General features: G+C 74.8%; 21 protein-coding genes. 2 read left to right on the forward strand and 19 right to left on the reverse strand.

What is annotated here, in order from left to right:
- Positions 1-72 precede the first annotated feature (72 nt).
- Positions 73-792: a DUF4232 domain-containing protein gene (locus ABZ923_RS11110; protein ID WP_361469704.1), complete on the reverse strand. Its 720-nt coding sequence runs from the start codon at positions 790-792 to the stop codon at positions 73-75.
- A gap of 185 nt (positions 793-977) precedes the next feature.
- On the opposite strand from ABZ923_RS11110, the gene ABZ923_RS11115 reads away from it, so the two are divergent.
- Positions 978-2,369, forward strand: coding sequence for a helix-turn-helix transcriptional regulator (locus tag ABZ923_RS11115; RefSeq protein ID WP_361469706.1), 1,392 nt, complete (start codon positions 978-980; stop codon positions 2,367-2,369).
- Between the two features lie 43 nt (positions 2,370-2,412).
- On the opposite strand, the gene ABZ923_RS11120 is transcribed toward ABZ923_RS11115, so the two are convergent.
- Entirely contained in the window at positions 2,413-3,057 is a 645-nt protein-coding gene (locus ABZ923_RS11120; protein ID WP_361469709.1) for a response regulator transcription factor, read from the reverse strand.
- Positions 3,045-4,295: a histidine kinase gene (locus ABZ923_RS11125; RefSeq protein ID WP_361469712.1), complete on the reverse strand. Its 1,251-nt coding sequence runs from the start codon at positions 4,293-4,295 to the stop codon at positions 3,045-3,047. The genes ABZ923_RS11120 and ABZ923_RS11125 overlap by 13 nt, the downstream gene beginning before the upstream one ends.
- A 169-nt stretch (positions 4,296-4,464) precedes the next feature.
- Here ABZ923_RS11125 and ABZ923_RS11130 point away from each other — a divergent pair, with 169 nt between their 5' ends.
- Positions 4,465-5,013 (forward strand): hypothetical protein, encoded by a 549-nt coding sequence (locus ABZ923_RS11130; RefSeq protein ID WP_361469715.1) that lies wholly within the window; start codon positions 4,465-4,467, stop codon positions 5,011-5,013.
- A gap of 76 nt (positions 5,014-5,089) precedes the next feature.
- Here the strand turns inward: ABZ923_RS11130 and ABZ923_RS11135 are convergent, their stop codons facing one another.
- From ABZ923_RS11135 to ABZ923_RS11210, 16 genes are all read right to left on the reverse strand, one after another.
- Positions 5,090-5,464: a hypothetical protein gene (locus tag ABZ923_RS11135; RefSeq protein ID WP_361469718.1), complete on the reverse strand. Its 375-nt coding sequence runs from the start codon at positions 5,462-5,464 to the stop codon at positions 5,090-5,092.
- A 93-nt stretch (positions 5,465-5,557) separates the two neighbouring features.
- The gene (locus ABZ923_RS11140) at positions 5,558-6,526 is read right to left on the reverse strand and encodes an isocyanide synthase family protein (RefSeq protein WP_361469721.1); all 969 of its coding nucleotides are present in this window, start codon (positions 6,524-6,526) and stop codon (positions 5,558-5,560) included.
- 747 nt (positions 6,527-7,273) lie between these two features.
- Positions 7,274-8,536: a cytochrome P450 gene (locus ABZ923_RS11145; RefSeq protein ID WP_361469724.1), complete on the reverse strand. Its 1,263-nt coding sequence runs from the start codon at positions 8,534-8,536 to the stop codon at positions 7,274-7,276.
- An 11-nt stretch (positions 8,537-8,547) separates the two neighbouring features.
- A complete protein-coding gene (gene asnB, locus ABZ923_RS11150; protein WP_361469727.1) occupies positions 8,548-10,374 on the reverse strand; it encodes an asparagine synthase (glutamine-hydrolyzing) in 1,827 nt (608 codons plus the stop codon).
- An 11-nt stretch (positions 10,375-10,385) separates the two neighbouring features.
- Complete coding sequence (locus ABZ923_RS11155; protein WP_361469729.1) at positions 10,386-10,538, reverse strand: hypothetical protein; 153 nt, start codon at positions 10,536-10,538, stop codon at positions 10,386-10,388.
- Between the two features lie 11 nt (positions 10,539-10,549).
- Positions 10,550-10,702, reverse strand: a complete 153-nt coding sequence (locus ABZ923_RS11160) for a hypothetical protein (protein ID WP_361469732.1) — start codon at positions 10,700-10,702, stop codon at positions 10,550-10,552.
- An 11-nt stretch (positions 10,703-10,713) separates the two neighbouring features.
- A complete protein-coding gene (locus ABZ923_RS11165; protein ID WP_361469735.1) occupies positions 10,714-10,866 on the reverse strand; it encodes a hypothetical protein in 153 nt (50 codons plus the stop codon).
- A gap of 16 nt (positions 10,867-10,882) precedes the next feature.
- Positions 10,883-12,244, reverse strand: coding sequence for an MFS transporter (locus ABZ923_RS11170; RefSeq protein WP_361469737.1), 1,362 nt, complete (start codon positions 12,242-12,244; stop codon positions 10,883-10,885).
- The gene (locus tag ABZ923_RS11175; protein WP_361469740.1) at positions 12,241-13,074 is read right to left on the reverse strand and encodes an ABC transporter ATP-binding protein; all 834 of its coding nucleotides are present in this window, start codon (positions 13,072-13,074) and stop codon (positions 12,241-12,243) included. The genes ABZ923_RS11170 and ABZ923_RS11175 overlap by 4 nt, the downstream gene beginning before the upstream one ends.
- Entirely contained in the window at positions 13,071-14,150 is a 1,080-nt protein-coding gene (locus tag ABZ923_RS11180; RefSeq protein ID WP_361469828.1) for an iron ABC transporter permease, read from the reverse strand. Before ABZ923_RS11180 ends, ABZ923_RS11175 begins: the two co-directional genes overlap by 4 nt.
- Entirely contained in the window at positions 14,147-15,220 is a 1,074-nt protein-coding gene (locus ABZ923_RS11185) for an ABC transporter substrate-binding protein (protein WP_361469743.1), read from the reverse strand. Before ABZ923_RS11185 ends, ABZ923_RS11180 begins: the two co-directional genes overlap by 4 nt.
- A 165-nt stretch (positions 15,221-15,385) precedes the next feature.
- Positions 15,386-16,045: a sigma-70 family RNA polymerase sigma factor gene (locus tag ABZ923_RS11190; protein WP_361469746.1), complete on the reverse strand. Its 660-nt coding sequence runs from the start codon at positions 16,043-16,045 to the stop codon at positions 15,386-15,388.
- Positions 16,046-16,223: 178 nt separating this feature from the next.
- Complete coding sequence (locus tag ABZ923_RS11195) at positions 16,224-16,925, reverse strand: hypothetical protein (protein WP_361469749.1); 702 nt, start codon at positions 16,923-16,925, stop codon at positions 16,224-16,226.
- A gap of 141 nt (positions 16,926-17,066) precedes the next feature.
- Positions 17,067-17,585, reverse strand: a complete 519-nt coding sequence (locus tag ABZ923_RS11200; RefSeq protein ID WP_361469751.1) for a copper chaperone PCu(A)C — start codon at positions 17,583-17,585, stop codon at positions 17,067-17,069.
- Positions 17,582-19,876 (reverse strand): heavy metal translocating P-type ATPase, encoded by a 2,295-nt coding sequence (locus ABZ923_RS11205; protein ID WP_361469754.1) that lies wholly within the window; start codon positions 19,874-19,876, stop codon positions 17,582-17,584. The genes ABZ923_RS11200 and ABZ923_RS11205 overlap by 4 nt, the downstream gene beginning before the upstream one ends.
- Entirely contained in the window at positions 19,876-20,112 is a 237-nt protein-coding gene (locus tag ABZ923_RS11210; protein WP_361469757.1) for a hypothetical protein, read from the reverse strand. Before ABZ923_RS11210 ends, ABZ923_RS11205 begins: the two co-directional genes overlap by 1 nt.
- Positions 20,113-20,149: the final 37 nt, after the last annotated feature.

Below are 20,149 nucleotides of genomic sequence, written 5' to 3' on the forward strand. Positions count from 1 at the left end.
GCCTTCCGCCGTGCGCGGTGAGGCGTGCCCGGACCGTCCGCCGGTGCCGGCGGAGTCAGGGGTGCCGCGCCGTCACCACTGGACGGCGTCGTCCATCGACTGCTGCCAGTAGGTGACCTTGAGCGAGTCGTCGACGTAGACGCCCTTCGCGGGCAGCGCGGGGTGCGCGCCCGTGCCGACGCTCTCGTTGCCGGAGCGGCCCTGGAAGTAGACGGTCAGGGAGTTCACGGTGTGGCCTTTCGAGCCGCTGCCGTCGGTGGCGGACAGGTTCACGGAGGCGTAGCCGGACTCGCCCGGCTCGAGCGTGACGACTGCCTGCGGCTTCGAGTCCTCGATGACCGGGGGCACCGACTGGGCCTCGCCGAAGCGGACGGCCGGGTAGCCGTACAGGTAGCAGGTCGCGCGACCGGTGTTGGTCACCGTGAGCAGCATGTGGTTCACCGGGCGGTTCAGGGGGGCCGCGACCGTCCTGGTGGTGGAGCCCTCGCAGGTGACCGGCTTGCCGGAGGGGACGCGCGCCTTCGCCGTGGACGTGGACGTGGGCGTGCCCGCGGCGGGGTGTGCGGTGCCGGTGGTGACCCCGGCCCGCGGCGCGGAGGAGCCGGTGCCGGCGGGGGAAGTGTCCGCAGAAGCGGTGGGGGACGCGGAGTTGGCGGTCGTGGTGGCCGCCGCCGGGGTGCCCGAGACATGGACGCCTGTGCCGTCCTGGCAGGCGGTCAGGGAGAGCGCGGCGAGAACGACGGTCGCGGCGGCGCCGGCGAGACGGGTGCGGGAGGTGCGGAGGCTGGACATGCGGCTTGCCCCTTCGGTGTTCGGGTGGCGGTGGTGATTGGATGACGGAAGCTTGTGAGGTGATCCGTCCCAACCGCCACGCACGGCGGGCAGTTGGGGACGCTGGAACACCGAAATGCGGTCTGACCAGGGGGAACGCGGTGGCCGCGGAACGCGCGGCTGGGACACGAGGGGACGGGGAACGGGTGTCGGGGACAACGGGGACCGGCGGAACGGAGGCGTTCGCCCGGCTGCTGCGGGAGCTCAAGGACCGCTCGGGACTCAGCTACGGGACGCTCGCCAAGCGGCTGCACATGAGCACGTCGACGCTGCACCGCTACTGCAACGGCACGGCGGTGCCCGTCGAGTACGCACCGGTGGAGCGCCTCGCGAGGGTCTGCCGGGCGACGCCGGAGGAGCTGGTGGAGCTGCACCGGCGCTGGATCCTGGCCGACGCGGCCCGGGGAAGCAGGGCGGACAGGGCCGCGGCGGCGGCTCCGGCTCAGGAGGCCGGTGGTGCCGCCGAGGCCGGCGGGACGCCCGCGACCGACGGCGGCCCCGGCTCGGCGGCATCAGCCGGGCGGGGCGGGGGCGGGACCGGTGAGCCGGTCGCCGTCGACGTACCGCCCGAGGTCGCGCCGCCGGGCGGTCCCCGTCCGCCCCGTCGTCGCCGTACCGTGCTGATCGCCTGTGCCGCGGCGGCCGCCGTGCTGGGCGCCGTGGTGCTCACCGTGCACCCGCACGGCGGCGGGTCCGACACCGGGGACCGGCGGGCGGCCGGTGCCACCGCCGCGATGACCGGTACGGCGGACTCCGGGAAGCCGTCCGCGCGGCCGTCCCCGAGCGCGAAGGGCCACGAGCCGTCCGCATCGGCCTCCGCCTCCCCCACCGGGTCCGGGGCCACCGGATCCGAAGGCGCCGGATCCGAGGGGGCCGGGTCCGGCAGGTCCCGGGGCGGCCGGCAGGGCGGGACCCGGCGCACCGACGGCAGCGCCTCCGGCGCCGTACCGCTCACCGTCGGCGTCCGTCCCTACGTCTACGACAGCCCGTGCAGCCAGCACTTCCTCGTCGACAGCGAACCCGGGCAGGTGGGCCCGCCGGCGAACGAGCAGGACGCCCCGCGCTGGGCCGCCGCGTACGGGGCGGTGTCCTCGGGCGACCAGCGGGTCGCCCTCACCGTCCAGGGGACCGGCGAGGACACCGTGGTGCTGGAGGCGCTGCACGTACGCGTCCTCACCAAGGGCGCGCCGCTCGCCTGGAACGACTACTCGATGGGCGTCGGCTGCGGCGGCGGTGTCGAGACGAAGTCGTTCGACGTCGACCTCGACAACGGCAGTCCCACGGTCACCGTCAAGAACGGCCAGCGCGGTTTCCCGTACAAGGTGAGCGAGTCAGACCCGGAGGTCTTCTACGTCACCGCCCACACCAAGGCGCACGACGTGCGATGGGACCTCACCCTGGACTGGTCCAGCGGCAACCGCCGCGGCACCCTCCACATCGACGGCGACGGCACCCCGTTCCGGACCAGCGCCGGCACGGGCCGCCCGGGCTACGACTACCCGCTGGGCGGCGGCGAGTGGATCGAACGCGACGGCTGACGGGCCGCGGGAGACCGCGGGGCCGGAGCCTTCCGCGGTCCGGTCAGGACACGCCGAGGAAGCGGAGGACGGCGAGGACCCGGCGGTGGTCCGCTTCCGCTCTCGGGAGGTCGAGCTTGGCGAGGATGCTGTTGATGTGTTTGGCCACCGCGCTCTCGCTGACCACGAGTTGTTCGGCTATGCCGGCGTTGGAGCGACCGCCCGCCATCAGTTCCAGGACCTCGCGTTCGCGGGGGGTGAGCCGGTCCAGGGGGTCGCTGTGGCGGCGTACCAGGAGCTGGGAGACCACTTGCGGGTCCAGGACGGTGCCGCCGGCCGCCACCCGGCGCAGGGCGTCGACGAACTCCTCGACGTCGGCGACCCGTTGCTTGAGCAGGTAGCCGATGCCCGAGGTGTGGGCGGACAGCAGATCGGCCGCGTACCGCTCCTCCACGTACTGCGAGAGCAGCAGGACCGCCGTCCGCGGAGACTGCCGCTTGATGACCAGCGCCGCCCGGACGCCCTCGTCCGTGAAACCGGGCGGCATGCGGACGTCCACCACCGCGATGTCCGGCCGGTGTTCCTCGACCGCCGACAGGAGCGTCTCGGCGTCACCGGCCTCGGCGACCACCTCGAACCCGGCCATCTCCAGGACCTTGACGACGCCGATCCGCAGCAGCACGGAATCCTCGGCGATCACGGCACGCACGGCAGCTCCACGGTCAGCACGGTCGGCCCCCCGACGGGGCTGTCGACCGACAGCGTGCCATCCACCGCGGCGACCCGTCTGGCCAGCCCCGCCAGCCCGGTGCCGCCGGCGGGATCGGCGCCGCCCACACCGTCGTCGCCGACGACGACCAGCAGCGTCGGCCCGAAACGCTCCACGGTGACCTCGGCCCTGGACGCCTCGGCGTGCTTCACCACGTTCGTCAGCGCTTCGGAGACGACGAAGTAGGCGACGGCCTCGATCGTGGGCGACGGCCGCGACGGCAGGTCCGCCTTCACCCGGACCGGGAGGGGGACCCTGGCCGCGACGCCCGAGATCGCGGCGTCGAGGCCGCGGTCCTCCAGCACGGCCGGGTGCAGCCCGCGCACCAGACCGCTCAGCTCCTCGATCGTCTCCTTCGCCTCCCGGTGCGCCTCGTCGATCACGCGGCGGGCGTCCTCGGGCAGGTCGCCGAGCGTCGCCCTGGCCAGCCCCAGGTTGACCGCCAGGGAGACCAGCCGCTGCTGGGCGCCGTCGTGCAGGTCCCGCTCGATGCGCCGCCGTTCGGCGTCCACGGCGGCCACCAGGCCCGCCCTGCTCTCGGTCAGGTCGTCGACCCGGCGTGCCAGCCGCTCCTCACGGCTGGGCCCGAGCAGGACGGTCGCGACGCGGGTGTCGAGCCGGGACAGGGCGCCGGACAGCCAGGCCGCCAGGTACAGCAGGGCTGTGCCCGCCGCGGTGACGTAAGCCGCCCAGGTGGTGTACCCGGGGTGGTCGACGCGCCAGTCGAGGGGTACCAGCCAGAGCCATCCGTAGACGGTGACGGCCGCGCCGGCCGCGGTCCACATCAGCAGGACGAGGGCCGCCGCGAGGGCCAGGAGCGGCCCGTCCAGCAGGTGGTACACCAACTGCCGCCGCCCCGCCGGGGTTTGGAGCCACGCGCGCGGCCCGGGACGCCGGCCCGGGTACGGCGAGGGGATGTCCACGCCGAGCCGGGTGCGGAAACGGCCGTGCTGCGCGGCGGTCAGCAGCGGCCCGGCCAGCGCGACGGCGGCCGACGGGGCGAGGACCGCGAGGAGGACGGCCCACATCGCGGCCGGCACGAAGAGCATCCAGGGCAGTGCCAGGACGAGCAGGACACCGAGCTGGATCAGGACGCCCGTGGCGAGAAACGCGACCGGGCGTCCGACTCCTCGGAACGGCCGCGTGATCGCGCGCGCCGGGCGGGCAGTCGTATGCATGGGAAGACGGTAGGCGCCGAGGTCAGCGGTGATCCATGGCGCAGGTGTCCGCTCCGGGGGTGCAGCTGGTGCCACCACGGAACGGGCAGCCGCGTTACTGACGGTGATCGCCGCGGGGCGGAGGCTGGAGGCCGTGAGGAAGAGCCGGGAACGCGAGGGGACCGATCCGATGAGCGCGCCGAGTGACCGCCGACCGCATGCCGCCGCGCACCGGCCGGCCGGCGGCGGGACGCGCCGCCGGTACGGGGTGGAACACGTCCTGGTCGGCTGCGGCCTGGCCCTGCTGCCCTGGCTGGTCGTGCTGGCCGGCGGCCTGCCCGGAGCCGCCGTCACCGGACACGAGCGGATCGTGTGGACCGGCCTGGACGCCCTGGAGGCCCTGGGTCTGGTCGGCACGGGGCTGCTGGCCCGGCGCGGCCACCGCCTGCACCCGCTCACGGCCACCGCCACCGCGACGCTGCTGGTGGCCGACGCCTGGTTCGACACCATGACGGCGGCCCCGGGCGCGGATCTGGTCTCCGCGGTGGCGATGGCGTTCGGCGCGGAACTTCCGCTGGCGGTGGTGTGCGTCGTCCTGGCGGCGAGGGGGACACGCGCGGCCGCCGGTGACGGCGGTGGTGCCGTGCGGACCGTCGCGGGAGGTCACCGCGGTGTGCGCGGAAACGCTCGACGGCAGTACTGCACCGCCGGGAACACCGCCGGGAACCCCTGGCTGTGACCGCGCCCGCCGCGGAGCGCCCCCGCGGCAGGGCAGGGCTGCGGCCCGGCGACGACTCGGGCCGCTCAGGCCGGTGTCACTGGTCGGAGTAGCTGAGATCGCCCACGGTCCACGCGCTGACGTCCTTGATCGCGACCCGGTACATGCCGCCCGTCTCCGGGATGCCGAGGCTGCCCTGGAGGATCCGGGCGAGGTGGAAGTGCAGATGCGTGGGCGGCTCGCCGCGGCCCGCCCCGCCGCCTCGGGGGCCACGGGCGAAGACGTCCGAGAACGGGCCGAGACGGTCCGAGTCCTTCAGGACCTCCGCCACCCGCTCCCGCCACACCGCCTCGGGGGCCAGCCGGCCGGTGATGACGGCACCGCCGACGACCACGGTCAGCGACATCTGATTGCTTCGCTCGGACTCCACCGCGGCGGAGATGGCGACGAGCAGCTCATCAGGGTTCGACATGACAGCAGAGCTTATGCGGCCCAGTCGGCACCCGGGCCACTGAGCGGTGATCACGGCAGGCTTCCTCCTCTGCCGGGAGAGGGAAATGTACTCTCATTGAGATAGATTTTCGTCCTGACGCGAGTACGCTCCGGCCTGTTCGAAGTGGCTGGGACGGCCGTCGTGGTGCACCAGCCGACCCAGGCGGGCCGCCGTGGCGCGGGGTACGAGCGTCCAGATGCCGTCGGCGCGGCGCAGTGCGGTGGAGTGCCACGGGGTGGTCCAGGCGTCCGGGGCGTCGAGGAGACGGATGCCGAACTTCGGGGCGCCGACGGGCTGCGGGTGGATGGACAGGCGTACGGCCCGGGGATGGTGCTCGGCGATCAGGGCTCCCCAGGCGCGGCTGCGCTGGATGACACCGTAGGCGCGCTGTCGGCAGGCGCGTTGGAGGGCGGAGCGGGTGCCGGTCCAGCCTGCGGTGTCCTCCACGAGGAAGCGGGTGATCCCGCGGTAGAGGGCGAGGGCGTGCTCGTCGGCGCGGATCTCGGCGCGCAGGGCGTCCACGGTGGGCGCGTAGCGGTGGTGCACGTGGGCGCGTTGCGTGTCGTGGTCGAGGTCGCCCAGGACGTCGCGCAGGTCGAAGAGGGACAGTCCGGTCAGGCCCTGCCGGGTCATGAGCAGGCGCAGTTCGTCGGCGTAGGCGTCGATGTGCACGTCGGGCACCTGGACGAGGTCGCCGAAGACGTGGCCGTCGGAACAGATGATCACCTGGGCGCCGGGCGGGTGGATGCGCTCGATCTCCGTGCACAGGGTGTGGAGGAACCTGAGGGACAGGCGTTCCCCCTGGTCGGGCAGGTGGCCGAGGACCTTGGCCGGGTTGGGTGACTTGCAGGGGAAACCGGGGAGCGTGAAGACGACGGGGGCGCCGTCCCGGACGAAGTCGGCGATGCGGCGCAGCTGGTGCGGGAACGCGTCCGGCGGGGCGGGGGCCCGGTCCGTCGTGCGGTGATACGGCAGCAGGACGTTCAGGATCGCGGCGCTGATGCGCGTGAGGCGCGTGTCCGACGCGGTCGTCAGCGGCATGGCGGATCTCCCAAGGACATGAGGACATGGCGGCACGAGGGCACGGCCGCGTGGCGGCACGGCGCGGCGGTAGGCGGGCGGGCGCCGTCGATTGAGTGCGGCGGGTCAGCCGCGGCCAGCCGGCGCCCGGGATTGGTCGCCGCGGGCCGGAGCCGACCGGGACCGGTCGCCGGACGGACCCGGCGGTGGTCCGGGACCGGCCGGCCGCGGGGCGGACCCGGCGGTGCGTCCGGGACCGGCCGACCGCAGGGCGGAGCCGAGGCATGCGGTCGAGCCGGAACGGACAACCACGCGCCGGAGCCGGCGGCCCACCCGAACCCGGCCCGCTCCAGAGCCGAACCGGAACAGGAGCCCGCCCGAACCCGATCCGCCCCAAACCGGAGCCCGAGCCCAAGCCGGCGGCCCACCCGGAGCCGGAGCGAGCCGCGTGCTCGGCGCCGGTCCGCCCCAGACCCGAACCGGAACAGGCAGCCCATCCGAACCCAGCCCGCCCCGAACCCGAACCGGCAGCCCACCCGAACTCGGCCCGCCCCGAACCCGAATCGGAACCGGCGGCCCGCCCGGAGGCGGAGCGAGCCGCGTGCTCGGCGCCGGTCCGCTCCCAGACCCGAACCCGAATCGGCAGCCCACCCGAACCCGGCCCGCGCCAAACCCGAACCGACGGCCCGCCCCGAACCCGAATCGGAACCGGCGGCCCGCCCGGAGGCGGAGCGAGCCGTGTGCTCGGAGCCGGTCGCCGCAGACGGGTCAGAGGCGGTGGTCGTAGGTGACGGGCAGGTGGTTGGTGCCGCGGCCCAGGACGGACGGGATCCACTCGATGGCCTCGTCGGCGATGGCCAGGCGCAGGCCGGGCAGCCGGGTGAGGAGCGTGCCCAGGGCGATCCGGAGTTCGGTGCGGGCGAGCGCGGCTCCGGGGCAGAAGTGGATGCCGTGGCCGAAGGCGAGGTGCGGGTTGGGGCTGCGGTCGAGGTCGAGGACGTCGGGGTCGGGGAAGCGGCGCGGATCACGGTTGGCGGCGCACAGACTGATGATCACGGAGTCGCCGGCCGGGACCTCGGTGCCGTACAGGTCGCTGTCCCGGTCGAAGAAGCGCCAGGTGGTGAGCTCGAACGCGCTGTCGTAGCGGAGGAGTTCCTCCACCGCCCGGGGCAGGAGGAGCGGGTCGGCGCGGAGGCGGTCCGTCTGGCCGGGGTGGCGGAACAGGGCGATCAGGGCCGTGGTGATCTGGTTCGTGACCGGCTCCTGGCCCGCCACCAGGAGCTGGAAGATCATCGAGTCGAGCTCCTCCTGGGACAGTTCGCGCCGGTCGCGGGCCGCGACGAGACGGCTGAGCAGGTCGTCCTCCGCGTGCGCGCGCTTGTGGTCGACGACGTCGGCGATGTAGTGCTGCAGGCCGTGCAGCCGGGCCTCGTACAGCGGGCGTCCCGGGTCGGTGGGGCCGACCGGCTGGACGACCTTGCCCCAGTCGCGGTCGAAGCGGGCCGCCGGCTCCGGGGGGAGGCCGATGACCTCGGCGAGGACCTGGAAGGGGAAGCGGGCGGCGAAGCCGGCGACGAGGTCGGCGGGGCCGCGCTCGGGCAGGGCGTCGACCAGCGCGTCGGCCAGTTCCTGGAAGCGGGGGCGGAGCTGTTCGATGCGGCACGGGGTGAAGGCGTCGTTGACGAGGCGCCGCATGCGGGTGTGCCGGGGCGGGTCCTGGTGGAGGAGGTGGACCTGGAGCTGGGAGTGCTGCGGCTCGGGCATGATCGAGGCGCGGGCGCGCCAGCGGTCGTTGCCGCGGTCGTGGTTCTTGCCCAGGCGGTCGTCGTTCAGCGCGGCGTGGGCGGCGTCGTAGCCGGTGACGAGCCAGGCGTGGACCCCGCTGGGGAAGAGGACGCGGTGCACCGGGCCGGCCTCGCGCATCCGCTCGTACAGAGGGTAGGGGTCGGCCTTGTAGGGGCAGCCCGTCAGCGGGACCGGGTCGGGCAGGGTGCCCGGACCGGTGGCGGGTATCGGTTCCTGGAGGGTCATGGGAAGGCTCCCTAGAGGGCGAGTTCGGGCTGGTGGTGGTCCAGCCACAGGGCGAGGTCCACGACCCGTTCGAGGCGCAGGCGGTGGCCCCACTCCAGCCGGTCGGGCGGGGTGTCGAGGCAGGGTTTGATGCGGGTCTCGTCGGCCAGGGCACGCACCTGCGCGGTGGCGAGGGCGTCGCGGGCCAGGTTCTGCAGGCCGCGGTTGTAGTCGGGGTGGTGGGTGGCCGGGTAGTGGTTCTTGGGGCGGTACAGGACCGAGTCGGGGGCGAGGCCGGTGCCGATGGCGCGCAGCAGGCTCTTCTCGCGGCCGTCGAAACTCTTCAGTGCCCAGGGCACGGTGAAGGCGTACTCGACGAGCCGGTGGTCGCAGTACGGGACGCGGACCTCCAGTCCGTGGGCCATGCTGAGGCGGTCCTTGCGGTGCAGGAGCTGGCGCAGCCAGCGGGTCAGGGACAGGTGCTGCATCTCGCGCTGCCGGTGCTCGACGGGCGTCTCGCCGTCGAGGTGCGGTACGGCGGCCAGGGCGGTGCGGTAGGTGTCGGCGCGGAACTCGCCGATGCGCAGGTCGAGTTCGGGGTTGAGGGGCATGGCCGCCTCGTCGCCCGTCACCAGCAGCCACGGGAAGGTGTCCGCGGCCAGTGCCTCGGGGTTGTGGAACCAGGGGTAGCCGCCGAAGACCTCGTCGGCGGCCTCGCCGGACAGGGCGACCGTGGAGTGCGCGCGGATCTCGCCGAACAGCAGGTACAGCGAGGTGTCCATGTCGCCCACGCCGATGGGCGAGTCGCGGGCCACGACGACGGCCCTGCGGTGCTCGGGGTCGAGCAGGGAGTGCGGGTCGAGGACGACGGTGCTGTGCTCGGTGCCGATGAAGGCGCCGGCTTCGGCGGCGTACGGGGTGTCGTGGCCGGTGCGCAGGACGTCGCCGGTGAACCGTTCCGCCTGGTCGCTGTAGTCGACGGCGTACGAGCGGAGCCTCGCCTGCGCGCCCTCCCGGCGGCGGAGTTCGTCGGCGAGCAGGGCGGTCAGCACGGTGGAGTCGAGGCCGCCGGACAGCAGGCTGCACAGCGGGACGTCGGCCTCCAGCCGGCTGCGGGCCGCCGTACCGACCAGGTCCCGGATCCGCTCCACCGTCGTGTCCCGGTCGTCGGTGTGGTCCCTGGCCTCCAGCTGCCAGTAACGGCGGTGGCGGATGCCGTCCCGGTCCACGATCAGCAGGGTTCCGGGCTCCGTCTCCCGTACGCCGGACCACACCGTCGGCCCGGTGTTGAACAGCAGGCTGTACGCCTCCCGCAGCCCGTCCGCGTCCACGCGGGGCCGTATCCGGGGGTGGGCGAACAGGGCCTTGGGCTCGGAGGCGAAGGCCAGGCCGCCGTCGACGGCCGCCCAGAACAGCGGCTTGACGCCGAGGCGGTCGCGGACCAGCAGCAGCCGCTGGGCGCGCTCGTCCCAGACGGCGAAGGCGAACATGCCGACGAGGTGGTCGGCGACGTCCTCGCCCCACTCCGCGTACGCCCGCAGCACCACCTCGGTGTCGCTGCGCGTGCGGAACACGTGGCCGCGGGCGCGCAGTTCGGTCCGCAGTTCGTGGTGGTTGTAGACCTCACCGCTGTAGCTGAGGACGAGGGCCGGCTCCTCGGGCCGGTCGGTCATCGGCTGCGTGCCGCCGTCGAGGTCGATCACGGCGAGGCGACGGTGGCCGAGCGCGACGTGCTCACCGAGCCACACGCCGCCGGCGTCGGGCCCGCGGGGTGCGAGGGCCGCGGTCATGGCCCCGATGACGGGGGACTGGGTGCGGGCGTCGTGGTGGAAGGACACCCAGCCGGTGATTCCGCACATACGGCTGACTCCTAGAGGAAGGACGGACGGCGACCGGGGAGCACGCGCAGGGGGACGGCCCGGCAGGCGGCGGACGTGTGCCGGGGGGCGGTCACGGACTCCGTGCCGGGGGCCTGAGGACGGGCGTCCGGGTGGAAGGACACCCAGCCGGTGATTGCGCACATACGGCTGACTCCTAGAGGAAGGACGGACGGCGACCGGGGAGCACGCGCAGGGGGACGGCCCGGCAGGCGGCGGACGTGTGCCGGGGGGCGGTCACGGACTCCGTGCCGGGGGCCTGAGGGCGGGCGTCCGGGTGGAAGGACACCCAGCCGGTGATTCCGCACATACGGCTGACTCCTAGAGGAAGGACGGACGGCGACCGGGGAGCGCGCGCAGGGGGAGCGCGCGGCAGGCGGCGGAGGCGTGCCGGGGGGTGGTCACGGACTCCGTGCCGGGGGCCTCGGTGCGAGTGTCGTGGTGGAAGGACACCCAGCCGGTGATTGCGCACATACGGGTGGCTCCTGGGTCAGGGACGGGCGGCTCGGTGGCCGGGGAGGGCGAGCAGGGGGACGGCCAGGCAGGCGGCGGTGGCGGCCAGGGCCGGTCCCGCGCGTGGCGCGCCGGTCAGTCCCCAGGCCGCGGTGGCCAGGGCGGGGCCGAGGGTGAAGCCGAGGCTGCGGGCGAGCTGGACCGTGGAGCCGGCGGTGGCGAGGCGGTCCGGTGGCGCCGTGCCCATGACCAGGGCCTGGGTCGGGCCGCCGTTCAGGCCCATGCCGAGGCCGGCCAGGGCGAGCCGCCAGGCCACGTCCGGCGGTGACCAGGCGCCGTCCCACGGGACGAGCAGGAGCAGGCCGATGGCGGTGAGGGCGGCGCCGGCGACCGCCACGGGCCGGGCGCCGTACCGGTCGGCGAGGCGGCCGCCCGGCGGGCCGGCCAGGCCCATGGCGAGCGGGAAGGCGAGCACGGTGAGCCCGGTCGCCGTGGCGCTGACGCCGTCGTCGCGCTGGAGGCGCAGGGCGACGACGTAGTGCGCGGCGGCGAAGCCGGCCGCCAGGGCCAGCACCGCCCCGTGCGCCCGCAGCAGTCCCGGGACCCGCAGCACGCCGGTCACCGGACGTCCGCCGGGACCGCGCGCCCACCACCACAGTGGCGGCACGGCCGCGCACGCGAGCAGCAGCCACGCCGGACGGCCGGACGCCAGGGTCAGCGCCAGCAGCAGGGCCGCCACGCCGGCGGCCACCGGCAGCGCGTCCCCGGCCGACCGCCGGCCGGGCCGGCGCAGTCCGCCGTCCGGCGGCAGCGCGCGCCGGGTCACCACCAGGGCGAGCACACAGACGGGAACCTTGACGAGGAAGACGGAGTGCCAGCCCAGATGGTCCAGCAGCAGCCCGCCCACCGCCGGCCCGGTCACCGCGCCCAGGGGGCCCAGGGTCGCGGGCACGCTCATCGCCCGCGCCCGCTTCGGGGGCCGTACCGAGCGGATCGCGAGAACCGGCATCAGGACGAACAGCACCGCGCCGAACGCGCCCTGCGCGAGGCGGGCGGCGATCAGCCAGGCCATCCAGGGGGCGGCGGCCGCCAGCACGCTGCACAGTGCGAAACCGGCGGTCGCGGCGAGCACCGCGGAGCGCGTCCCCACCTCGTCGAGCCACCGCCCGGCGGGCAGCAGCAGGGCCACCACGGGGAGTTGGTAACCGAGGACGGCCCACTGCGCGGTCGCGGCGGAGACGTGCAGGCCGTCGGCGATGTCCGCGAGGGCGACGTTGACGATGTTCATGTCGAGCATCGCCACGAACGACAGCATGCCCGCCACCGCCACCAGCAGCCAGCGGTCCTCACCGGCGGCCGTGGGCCCGGGCTGGTGCCCACCGGGGCCGTGGTCCGTCATCCTTCCGCCCCGCACCGTCCGGGGTGAGCTGCCCAGGGGCGGCCTCGTCCCGTCTCGTCCGCCGGCGCCCGGTGGTCGACGGCGATCAGCGGATCGCCGGTGAGGGGATGGTCGGCGACGGCCGCCCGCACCCCGAACACCTCCGCCATCAGGGCCGGCGTGAGGACCTCGCGCGGCGGCCCGGAGGCGACGACCGATCCGGCGTGCAGCACGTGGAGGCGGTCGCAGACGGACGCGGCGGCGTTGAGGTCGTGCAGCGACACCAGGGTGGTACGGCGCCGGCCGCGCAGCAGGGCGAGCAGTTCCACCTGGTGGCGGATGTCGAGGTGGTTGGTCGGCTCGTCGAGGACCAGGACGTCGGCTTCCTGGGCGAAGGCCCGGGCCAGCAGGACGCGTTGGCGCTCTCCGCCGGACAGGTCCGTGAACCGGCGTTCCGCGTGGGTGTCCATGCCGACGTCGGCCAGGGCACGGGCGACGGTGTCCCGGTCGGCGGCGTCCTCCCCGGCGAAGGCACGCTTGTAGGGGGTGCGGCCCATGGCGACGACCTCGCGCACGGTCAGCTCGAAGTCGCTCCCCCGCTCCTGCGGCAGGGCCGCCACGTGCCGCGCCGACCGGGCCGCGCTCAGCTCGCGCAGATCGGTGCCGGCCAGCAGCACGCGCCCGGCGGTCGGTTTCAGGTGCCGGTAGACGGTGCGCAGGAGCGTGGACTTGCCGCTGCCGTTCGGGCCGACCAGACCGGTGATCTCGCCCTCGGCCGCGATCAGACGGGCGCCGGCGACGACGGTCCGGCCGGCGTAGGCGACGTGCAGGTCCTCGATGGCGATCCTCACCTGCCGCTCCCCAGCCGCCGGTCCAGCAGATACAGCAGGGCCGGGGCCCCGAGCAGCGAGGTGACCACGCCCACCGGCAGCTCCTGGGTGTCCAGGGCGGTACGGCAGACGATGTCCACGACGACCAGCAGCACCGCCCCGAACAGCGCGGAGACCGGCAGCAGGCGCCGGTGGTCGCCGCCGACGACCAGGCGGCAGACGTGCGGCACCATCAGGGCGACGAAGGCGATCGCGCCGGAGACGGCGACCAGGACACCGGTCAGCACGCTGGTGACGGTGAACAGTTCGCGGCGCAGCCGGGTGACGTCGACGCCGAGCCCGGCGGCCGTCTCGTCGCCCATCAGCAGGGCGTTCAGGCCCCGGGCGCGCGCCTGCAGCCAGAGCAGGGCGACGGGTACGGCGACGGCGGGTGCCGCGAGCAGCTGCCAGGTGGCCCCGCTCAGGCTGCCCATGAGCCAGAACAGCACACTGCGGGTCTGCTGCTCGTCCCCGGCCTGCACCACCAGGTAGCTGGTGAACCCGGACAGGAACTGGCCGATCGCCACCCCGGCGAGCACCAGCCGCAGCGGTGCGAAGCCCCCGCCGCGCCGGGCCACCGCCCACACCGCGGCGAAGGTGGCCAGGGCCCCGGCGAAGGCGGCGCCGGACAGGCCCAGGCCGAGCGCCCCGCCCGTGCCGGCGCCGAGCACGATCGCGGCCACCGCCCCGAGGGAGGCACCGTTGGAGACGCCCAGCAGGTAGGGGTCGGCGAGCGGGTTGCGCACCAGTGCCTGCACGGCCGTACCGACGACACCGAGTCCGGCGCCGACGAGGGCGGCGAGCAGGGCGCGGGGCACCCGCAGCTGCCAGACGATCAGGTCGTCGGTGCCGGGCCGCGGCTCCTGCCCGGACAGTCTCCTGCCGACCACGGCCCACACCTCGCCGGGCGGAATGGACGTCGAGCCCCAGGACACGGCCGCGGTCAGCGCGGCCAGCAGGGCAACGGCGAGTACGGCCGCCAGGGGACCGGCGCGCAGGCTGCCGCGCGTCCCGGAGTCCGCCGCCTTCCGGCGCACCAGGGTGAGGGCCACGGTCAGCCGGCCTTGCCGGGGTGGACGGCCGCGGCGATGGCCGCCACCGTGTCGGCGTTCCGCACGCCCGCGATGGTCGTCTGCTCGGAGCCGATCCGCAGGAGGTGGTCCTCCCGCACCGCGGTGAGACCCTTGGTGGCCGGGTTGGACCTCAGCCACCGTTCGGCCTCGTCGAACGCCTTCTTGTTCGCCGCCTCGCTGCCCCGGTCGCGGACCCCGAGCTGGATCCAGTCCGGGTTCTTGGCGATCACGTCCTCCCAGCCGGCCTGCCGGTAGTCGCCGTCGCAGTCGGCGAAGACGTTGCGGGCGCCGGCCAGGCTGATCACGGCGTTGGCGAGCTGGCGGTTGCAGGTGACGACGGGCTGCTTGGTGCCGGCGTCGTAGTCGAAGAAGAAGTACGTCGGCCGTTCGCTCTCCGGCGTGCCGCCGACCGCCTTGCGCACGGCCGTCACCTTCTGCCGCATCCCGGCGACCAGTTCCCTGGCCCGCGCGCTCGTGCCGGTGACGGCGCCGAGGGAGGTGATGTCGGCCTCGACCGCGGACAGGTCGGTCACCGGGGTCTTGCGCTGCGCCGCGCAGGCGGTGGACTTGAGGTAGACGTGCCGGATGCCTGCCGCCCGGAACTCCTCCGGCGTCGGGGCGTCCCCCATGCCGCCGCCGCCCATGCTCCCCATGGCGGCGAAGGTGTCGATGTAGAGGTCGGCACCGGAGCCGAGCAGCTTCTCCTTGGGGATGACGGTCCGGCCGAGCACCCTCACCTGCTGCGCCCGCGCGTCGAGCGGGCCGGGCAGGGTGCCCTTGCCGGGCGGGAAGCCGGTGCCGATCACCTTGTCGCCGGCGCCGAGGCGCAGCAGCAGCTCCAGGCTGGAGGCGTTGCTGGTGACGATCCGCTTCGGGGCGGCGGAGAAGGTGGTTCTGGCGCCCGTGCAGTCGGTCACGGAGACCGGGTAGGCGCCCTGGGCGGGTCTTCCGGCCTGCTGGGCGCTCCCGGTGTCCTTCTCCCCGCCGCCGCAGCCCGCCGTCAGCAGGCCGGCGAGCACGACGGCCGCCGCAGAGCCCCCCACACCAGAACGCATCGAACAACTCCCGGATCCACTCGGTACGCGGGCGAGCCTCCGTCACCCGGTCCAGAAGTCGGGGCCGAGGCGCCGTCGGTTCCCGGGCGTTCGCACCGCTTCGGTGCCGTGTGCCGGTGCCGGTGCCGGGGTGCGGCCGGCCGGCACCGGCACCCTGCCGGGTCGTCAGGCCGCCAGGGCGGCGGGGGCGTCGGCCGCGTCCAGCAGGGCCAGCAGGGTCGCGCGGGCCCGTGCGACGCGGGAGCGGACGGTGCCGATCGGGCAGTCGCTGACCTCGGCCGCCTCCGCGTAGGGCAGGCCGAGCAGCTGGGTGAGGACGAACGCCTCGCGGCGGTCGTCGGGCAGCGAGTCCAGCAGGTCCCGCAGGGCTATGCCGTCGTCGAAGCCGGGCAGGCCCTGCGGCTGGGCCAGTTCGACGGCCACCCGCCAGTCCGGGACGTCCGACAGACGGGGCCGGGCGGCGGCGTACCGGTAGCTGTCGATCACCGCGCGGCGGGCGATGGACAGCAGCCAGGCCCGGGCCGAGGAACGCCCCTCGAACCGGTGCAGGCTGCCGAGCGCCCGCAGGAACGTGTCCTGCGCCAGGTCGTCCACAGCCTGGGGATCGCCGCACAGATGGGCGACGTAGCGCTGGACGTCCCGGTGCAGGGCGCTCACGAACCGCTCCACCGCGCGCACGTCACCGCCTCGGGCGGCCAGCGCCCACGCGGTGATCGACGCGTCGAGCGCGGCCGTCGTGTCGCTGGTCGTGTCGTTGGTCGTTTCACTGCTCTCGGCACTGCTTGCGTCGCTTCGGACAGGCGAAGCGGGCAGGACGGAGGTCATCACTGGTGTCCTTCTCGGGTCGACCGTGATCCGGACCGTGGGCGCGCGTGCGCGCGCGGTCCGGTGAAGGGGGAGAGACGGCCCTACGGCGGCGAGGTGACGAAGCGTCCGCCCCGCCTGTGCGGTCGTACGGCCGTGGCCGGGGCGCGAACGGGCGGCCCCGGGGAACCAGCTGTCGTCAGGCGACAGCCGTCTCCGCGGGCGGACCCCGAGAAGTGATCGCGTGGACGAGGAGGAGCAGGCGCGGCGCCCGGTCCGAGCGGCGGCGCCGGATGCGGAGGCGCGGACGGTCCGGGACGGCGGGCAGGGCGAGCAGGAACCGCAGCGGCGCGGCCAGCCGTCCGGCCACCGCCCGCAGGATCCGGAAGGCGGCCTTCTCGCCGTACGCCAGCCACAGGCCGCACAGCACCGCGGCGAGCAGGTGGGCGGCGAGCATGCCGAACGACGAACCGCCGCCCATGGAATGGCCCAGCGGGTCCGCGTGGAGCATGTGGTGCACGCCCATGTGCCCCATGCCCATGTGTCCCGTGCCCATGGACCCCATGTCCATGGTCTGCATCGAGCCCATCCGCATCGAGCCCATGTCCATGGCGGCCATGGTGTCCACGGCGGCCGGACCGCCGGACGCCGACTGGGCGTAGGCGAACGCCTCGTGCAGCACGGTCTGGGCGGCGACCACCACCGTCACGACCAACGGCAGCCCGCGCTCCCGCCCCGCCAGGGACCAGCCCGCGGCACCGGTCCCGACCAGGCCGGCGGCCAGGGCCCAGGCGGGCACATCGCGCCCGGACATCAGGACGTGGCCCAGGGCGGCGAGCACGACGCATACGGCCGCGAACACCGCGGCCCGTATCGTGCGAGCACACCACCCTGCTGTCATGGCGCCTCATCCTCGCATCCGGGCCGCGGTCGTCGGGGACGGGTACGGAAATCGACCGGGTTCCGCACTCAGTCCCCGGGCTGTGATCCAGACCACCGCGTTCCGCTGGAACTCACCGGCATTCCCGCCCGACATGTGTGTTCAGGAGGCCCGATCGCCGGGGCGGGTCACCACCGCGAGCGTCCTGACCGGCGCGCTGTGCTCGAAGTGCAGCGTGAAGGTCACGAGGTCGCCCGCCCGCCAGCCCGCTCCGCGCAGGGTCACGTCCACGCCGTGCGGCGACATGACCAGTTCGCCGCCGGCGGGGACGGTGACCGCGTCCACGTCGGCCTTGTAGGCGGCTCCGCCGCCGGTGGTGCGGTGACGGCTGAGGGAGGTGCCGCCGCGTGTGCCGGTGGACGTCACCTCCACGAGCCGGTCGTCGGAACCGCCGAGGTTGGAGACGGTGAAGAACGCCGCGGTCTCCGTGCTGTCGCCGTACGGCAGGAGGACCCGCCCGGAGGAGACGGCGATCCGCGGCGGGCTGCCCGCCTTCCCGGCGCCGGTCCAGGTGGTCAGGCCGCCCAGGGCGAGGCTGCACGCGGCCACGGGCGCGAGTGCGGCGAGCAGGGTGTCGGCCAGCCGGCGGACCGACGGCCGCCAGGGGTGCTGTCCGGTCATCGGGCGGACCTCCCGGCGAGTGTGGGCCTCCCGGCGGATGCGGGCCTGCCGGCGGGTGTGGGCCGCCAGGCGCGCAGCCGCAGGCTGTTGCCGACCACCAGCAGCGAACTGGCCGACATGGCGGCCGCGGCGAGCATCGGGTCGAGCAGGCCGACCATGGCGAGCGGCACGGTGACGGCGTTGTAGCCGAACGCCCAGACGAGGTTGGCGCGGACGGTGCCCAGTGTGCGCCGGGCGAGCCGGACCGCGTCCGGAAGAGTCTCGATGTCGCCGCGGACCAGCGTCACGTCGGCCGCCGCGACGGCCGCGTCGGTACCGGTGCCCAGGGCGATGCCGAGGTCCGCGCAGGCCAGCGCGGCGGCGTCGTTCACGCCGTCCCCGACGACCGCGACCCTCAACCCCTGCTCCCGCAGGCGGCGGACGAGGGCGGCCTTGTCCTCCGGCGAGCAGCGGGCGTGCACCTCGTCGACGCCCAGGGCCGACGCGACGGCCCGCGCGGGCGCCTCCCGGTCACCGGTGGCGAGCACCGGCCGGACGCCGAGGCGCCGCAGCCGGTCCACGGCACGGTAGCTGCCGGGGCGCAGGACGTCCCCGACCTCGATCAGGGCCTCGGCCACGCCGTCGACACGGACCAGGACGGGGGTGCGGGCGGCGGCCTCGGCCACGGACAGGGCGTCGGCGAGGGCCGGGGGCAGCGCGCCGTCCGGTGCGAGGACCTCGACGAGCCGCCCCTCGACACGGCCCCGTACCCCCTGCCCCGGCACGGCGTCGAAGTCGGCCACCTCCGGCAGCGGTTCGTCCGGCAGCACCCGACGGGCGTACGCGGTGACGGCCCGGCCCAACGGGTGCTCCGAGCCCCGCTCGACCGCGCCGGCCAGCCGCAGCACCGCGTCCCCGCCCCGCCCGCCGGGTACAGCCGTGACCCGGGCCACGGTCATGCGGCCGGAGGTGAGCGTGCCGGTCTTGTCCAGGACGACGGCGTCGATGTGCCGCAGTCCCTCCAGCGCCTGCGGCCCGCTGACGAGCACGCCCAGCCGGGCACCCCGCCCGGTGGCGGCCATCAGCGCGGTCGGTGTCGCCAGGCCCAGCGCGCAGGGGCAGGCCACGACCAGGACCGCCACGCACGCGGTGACCGCGGCCTGTGGATCGGCTCCGGCACCGAGCCAGAACCCGAGTGCCGTGACGGCCAGCGTCAGCACGACGGGCACGAAGACGCCCGCCACCGCGTCGGCCAGCCGCTGTGCCCGCGCCTTGCCGGCCTGCGCGTCGGTCACCAGCCGGGTGATGCGGGCCAGTCGTGTGCCGGCGCCGACGGCCGTGGCCCGTACGAGCAGCAGTCCGCCGGAGTTGACGGCTCCGCCGACCACGGCGGCGCCGGGCCGCACCTCGACCGGCTCGCTCTCGCCGGTGACCAGGGACAGGTCCACCGCGGAGCTGCCCTCCACCACCTCGCCGTCGGTGGCGATCCGTTCCCCGGGGCGTACGACGAAGACCTGCCCGACGGCCAACAGCTCGGCCGGGACGCGCCGTTCGGAGCCGCCCTCCCGGACCGAGACCTCCTTGACGGCCAGCCGGGCGAGCGACCGCAGCGCCGCCCCGGTCCCGCTCCGGGCCCGTGCCTCCAGGAACCTGCCGGCCAGGACGAACAGCGGTACGCCGGCCACCGCTTCGAGGTAGAGGTGCGCGGCGCCGTCCGCGGCCGAGGGCACCAGGGTGAACGGCATGCGCATGCCCGGCCGGCCGGCACCGCCGAGGAACAGGGCGTACGCCGACCAGCAGAAGGAGGCCGTCACGCCCAGCGAGACCAGGGTATCCATGGTCGCCGTCGCGTGCCGCAGGCCGCGCAGGGCCCGGGTGTGGAACGGCCGGGCGCTCCAGACGGCGACCGGCGCGGCCAGCACGAAGCACAGCCACTGCCAGTTCCGGAACTGCAGGGCAGGCACCATCGACAGCACGAGCACCGGCAGCGCGAGCAGCGCCGTGACCAGGAGCCGGTCGCGTTCCGGCCGGCCGCCCGCGGCGTCCGCGTCCTCGTCCTCCTCCCGCTGCCGTGCGGGCGGATCGGGCAGTCCGGCCGGGTAGCCGGCCTGTTCGACGGCCGCGACGAGCTGCTCGGCCGCGATCTCCGCCGGATGGGTCACCCGGGCCCGCCCGGTGGCCAGATTGACGGTGGCCGTCACCCCGTCCAGCTTCCCGAGCTTCTTCTCGACCCGCCGCACGCAGGCCGCGCAGGTCATCCCGCCGACGGTCAGGTCGGTCGTCACCAGGGCCGCCACGGGCCGCACGCCCATCAGTGACTCCCCCCGTGCCGGTCCCCCATGTCGTCCATGCCTCCCGCGCCGCCGTCGCCCGCGCCGCCGCCCCGGCCGGTCCCGGTGCCGTGCATGCCGGGCGCCACGGGCCCGGCAGCGGCCCCGACGGCGTACGACCCCCCGAACACCAGGGCCAGCAGCAGGAGGAACCCGCAGAGGGCGGGCGGGGGCACCGGCCGAACCGCTCCCGCGCCAGTCCCGCCAGCGCCTCGCACTGCCCCTCGTCGGTGATGTCGGTCGCCCGGTACGCCG

The sequence above is a fragment of the Streptomyces sp. NPDC046881 genome, assembly GCF_040645015.1.
Classification (GTDB): domain Bacteria; phylum Actinomycetota; class Actinomycetes; order Streptomycetales; family Streptomycetaceae; genus Streptomyces.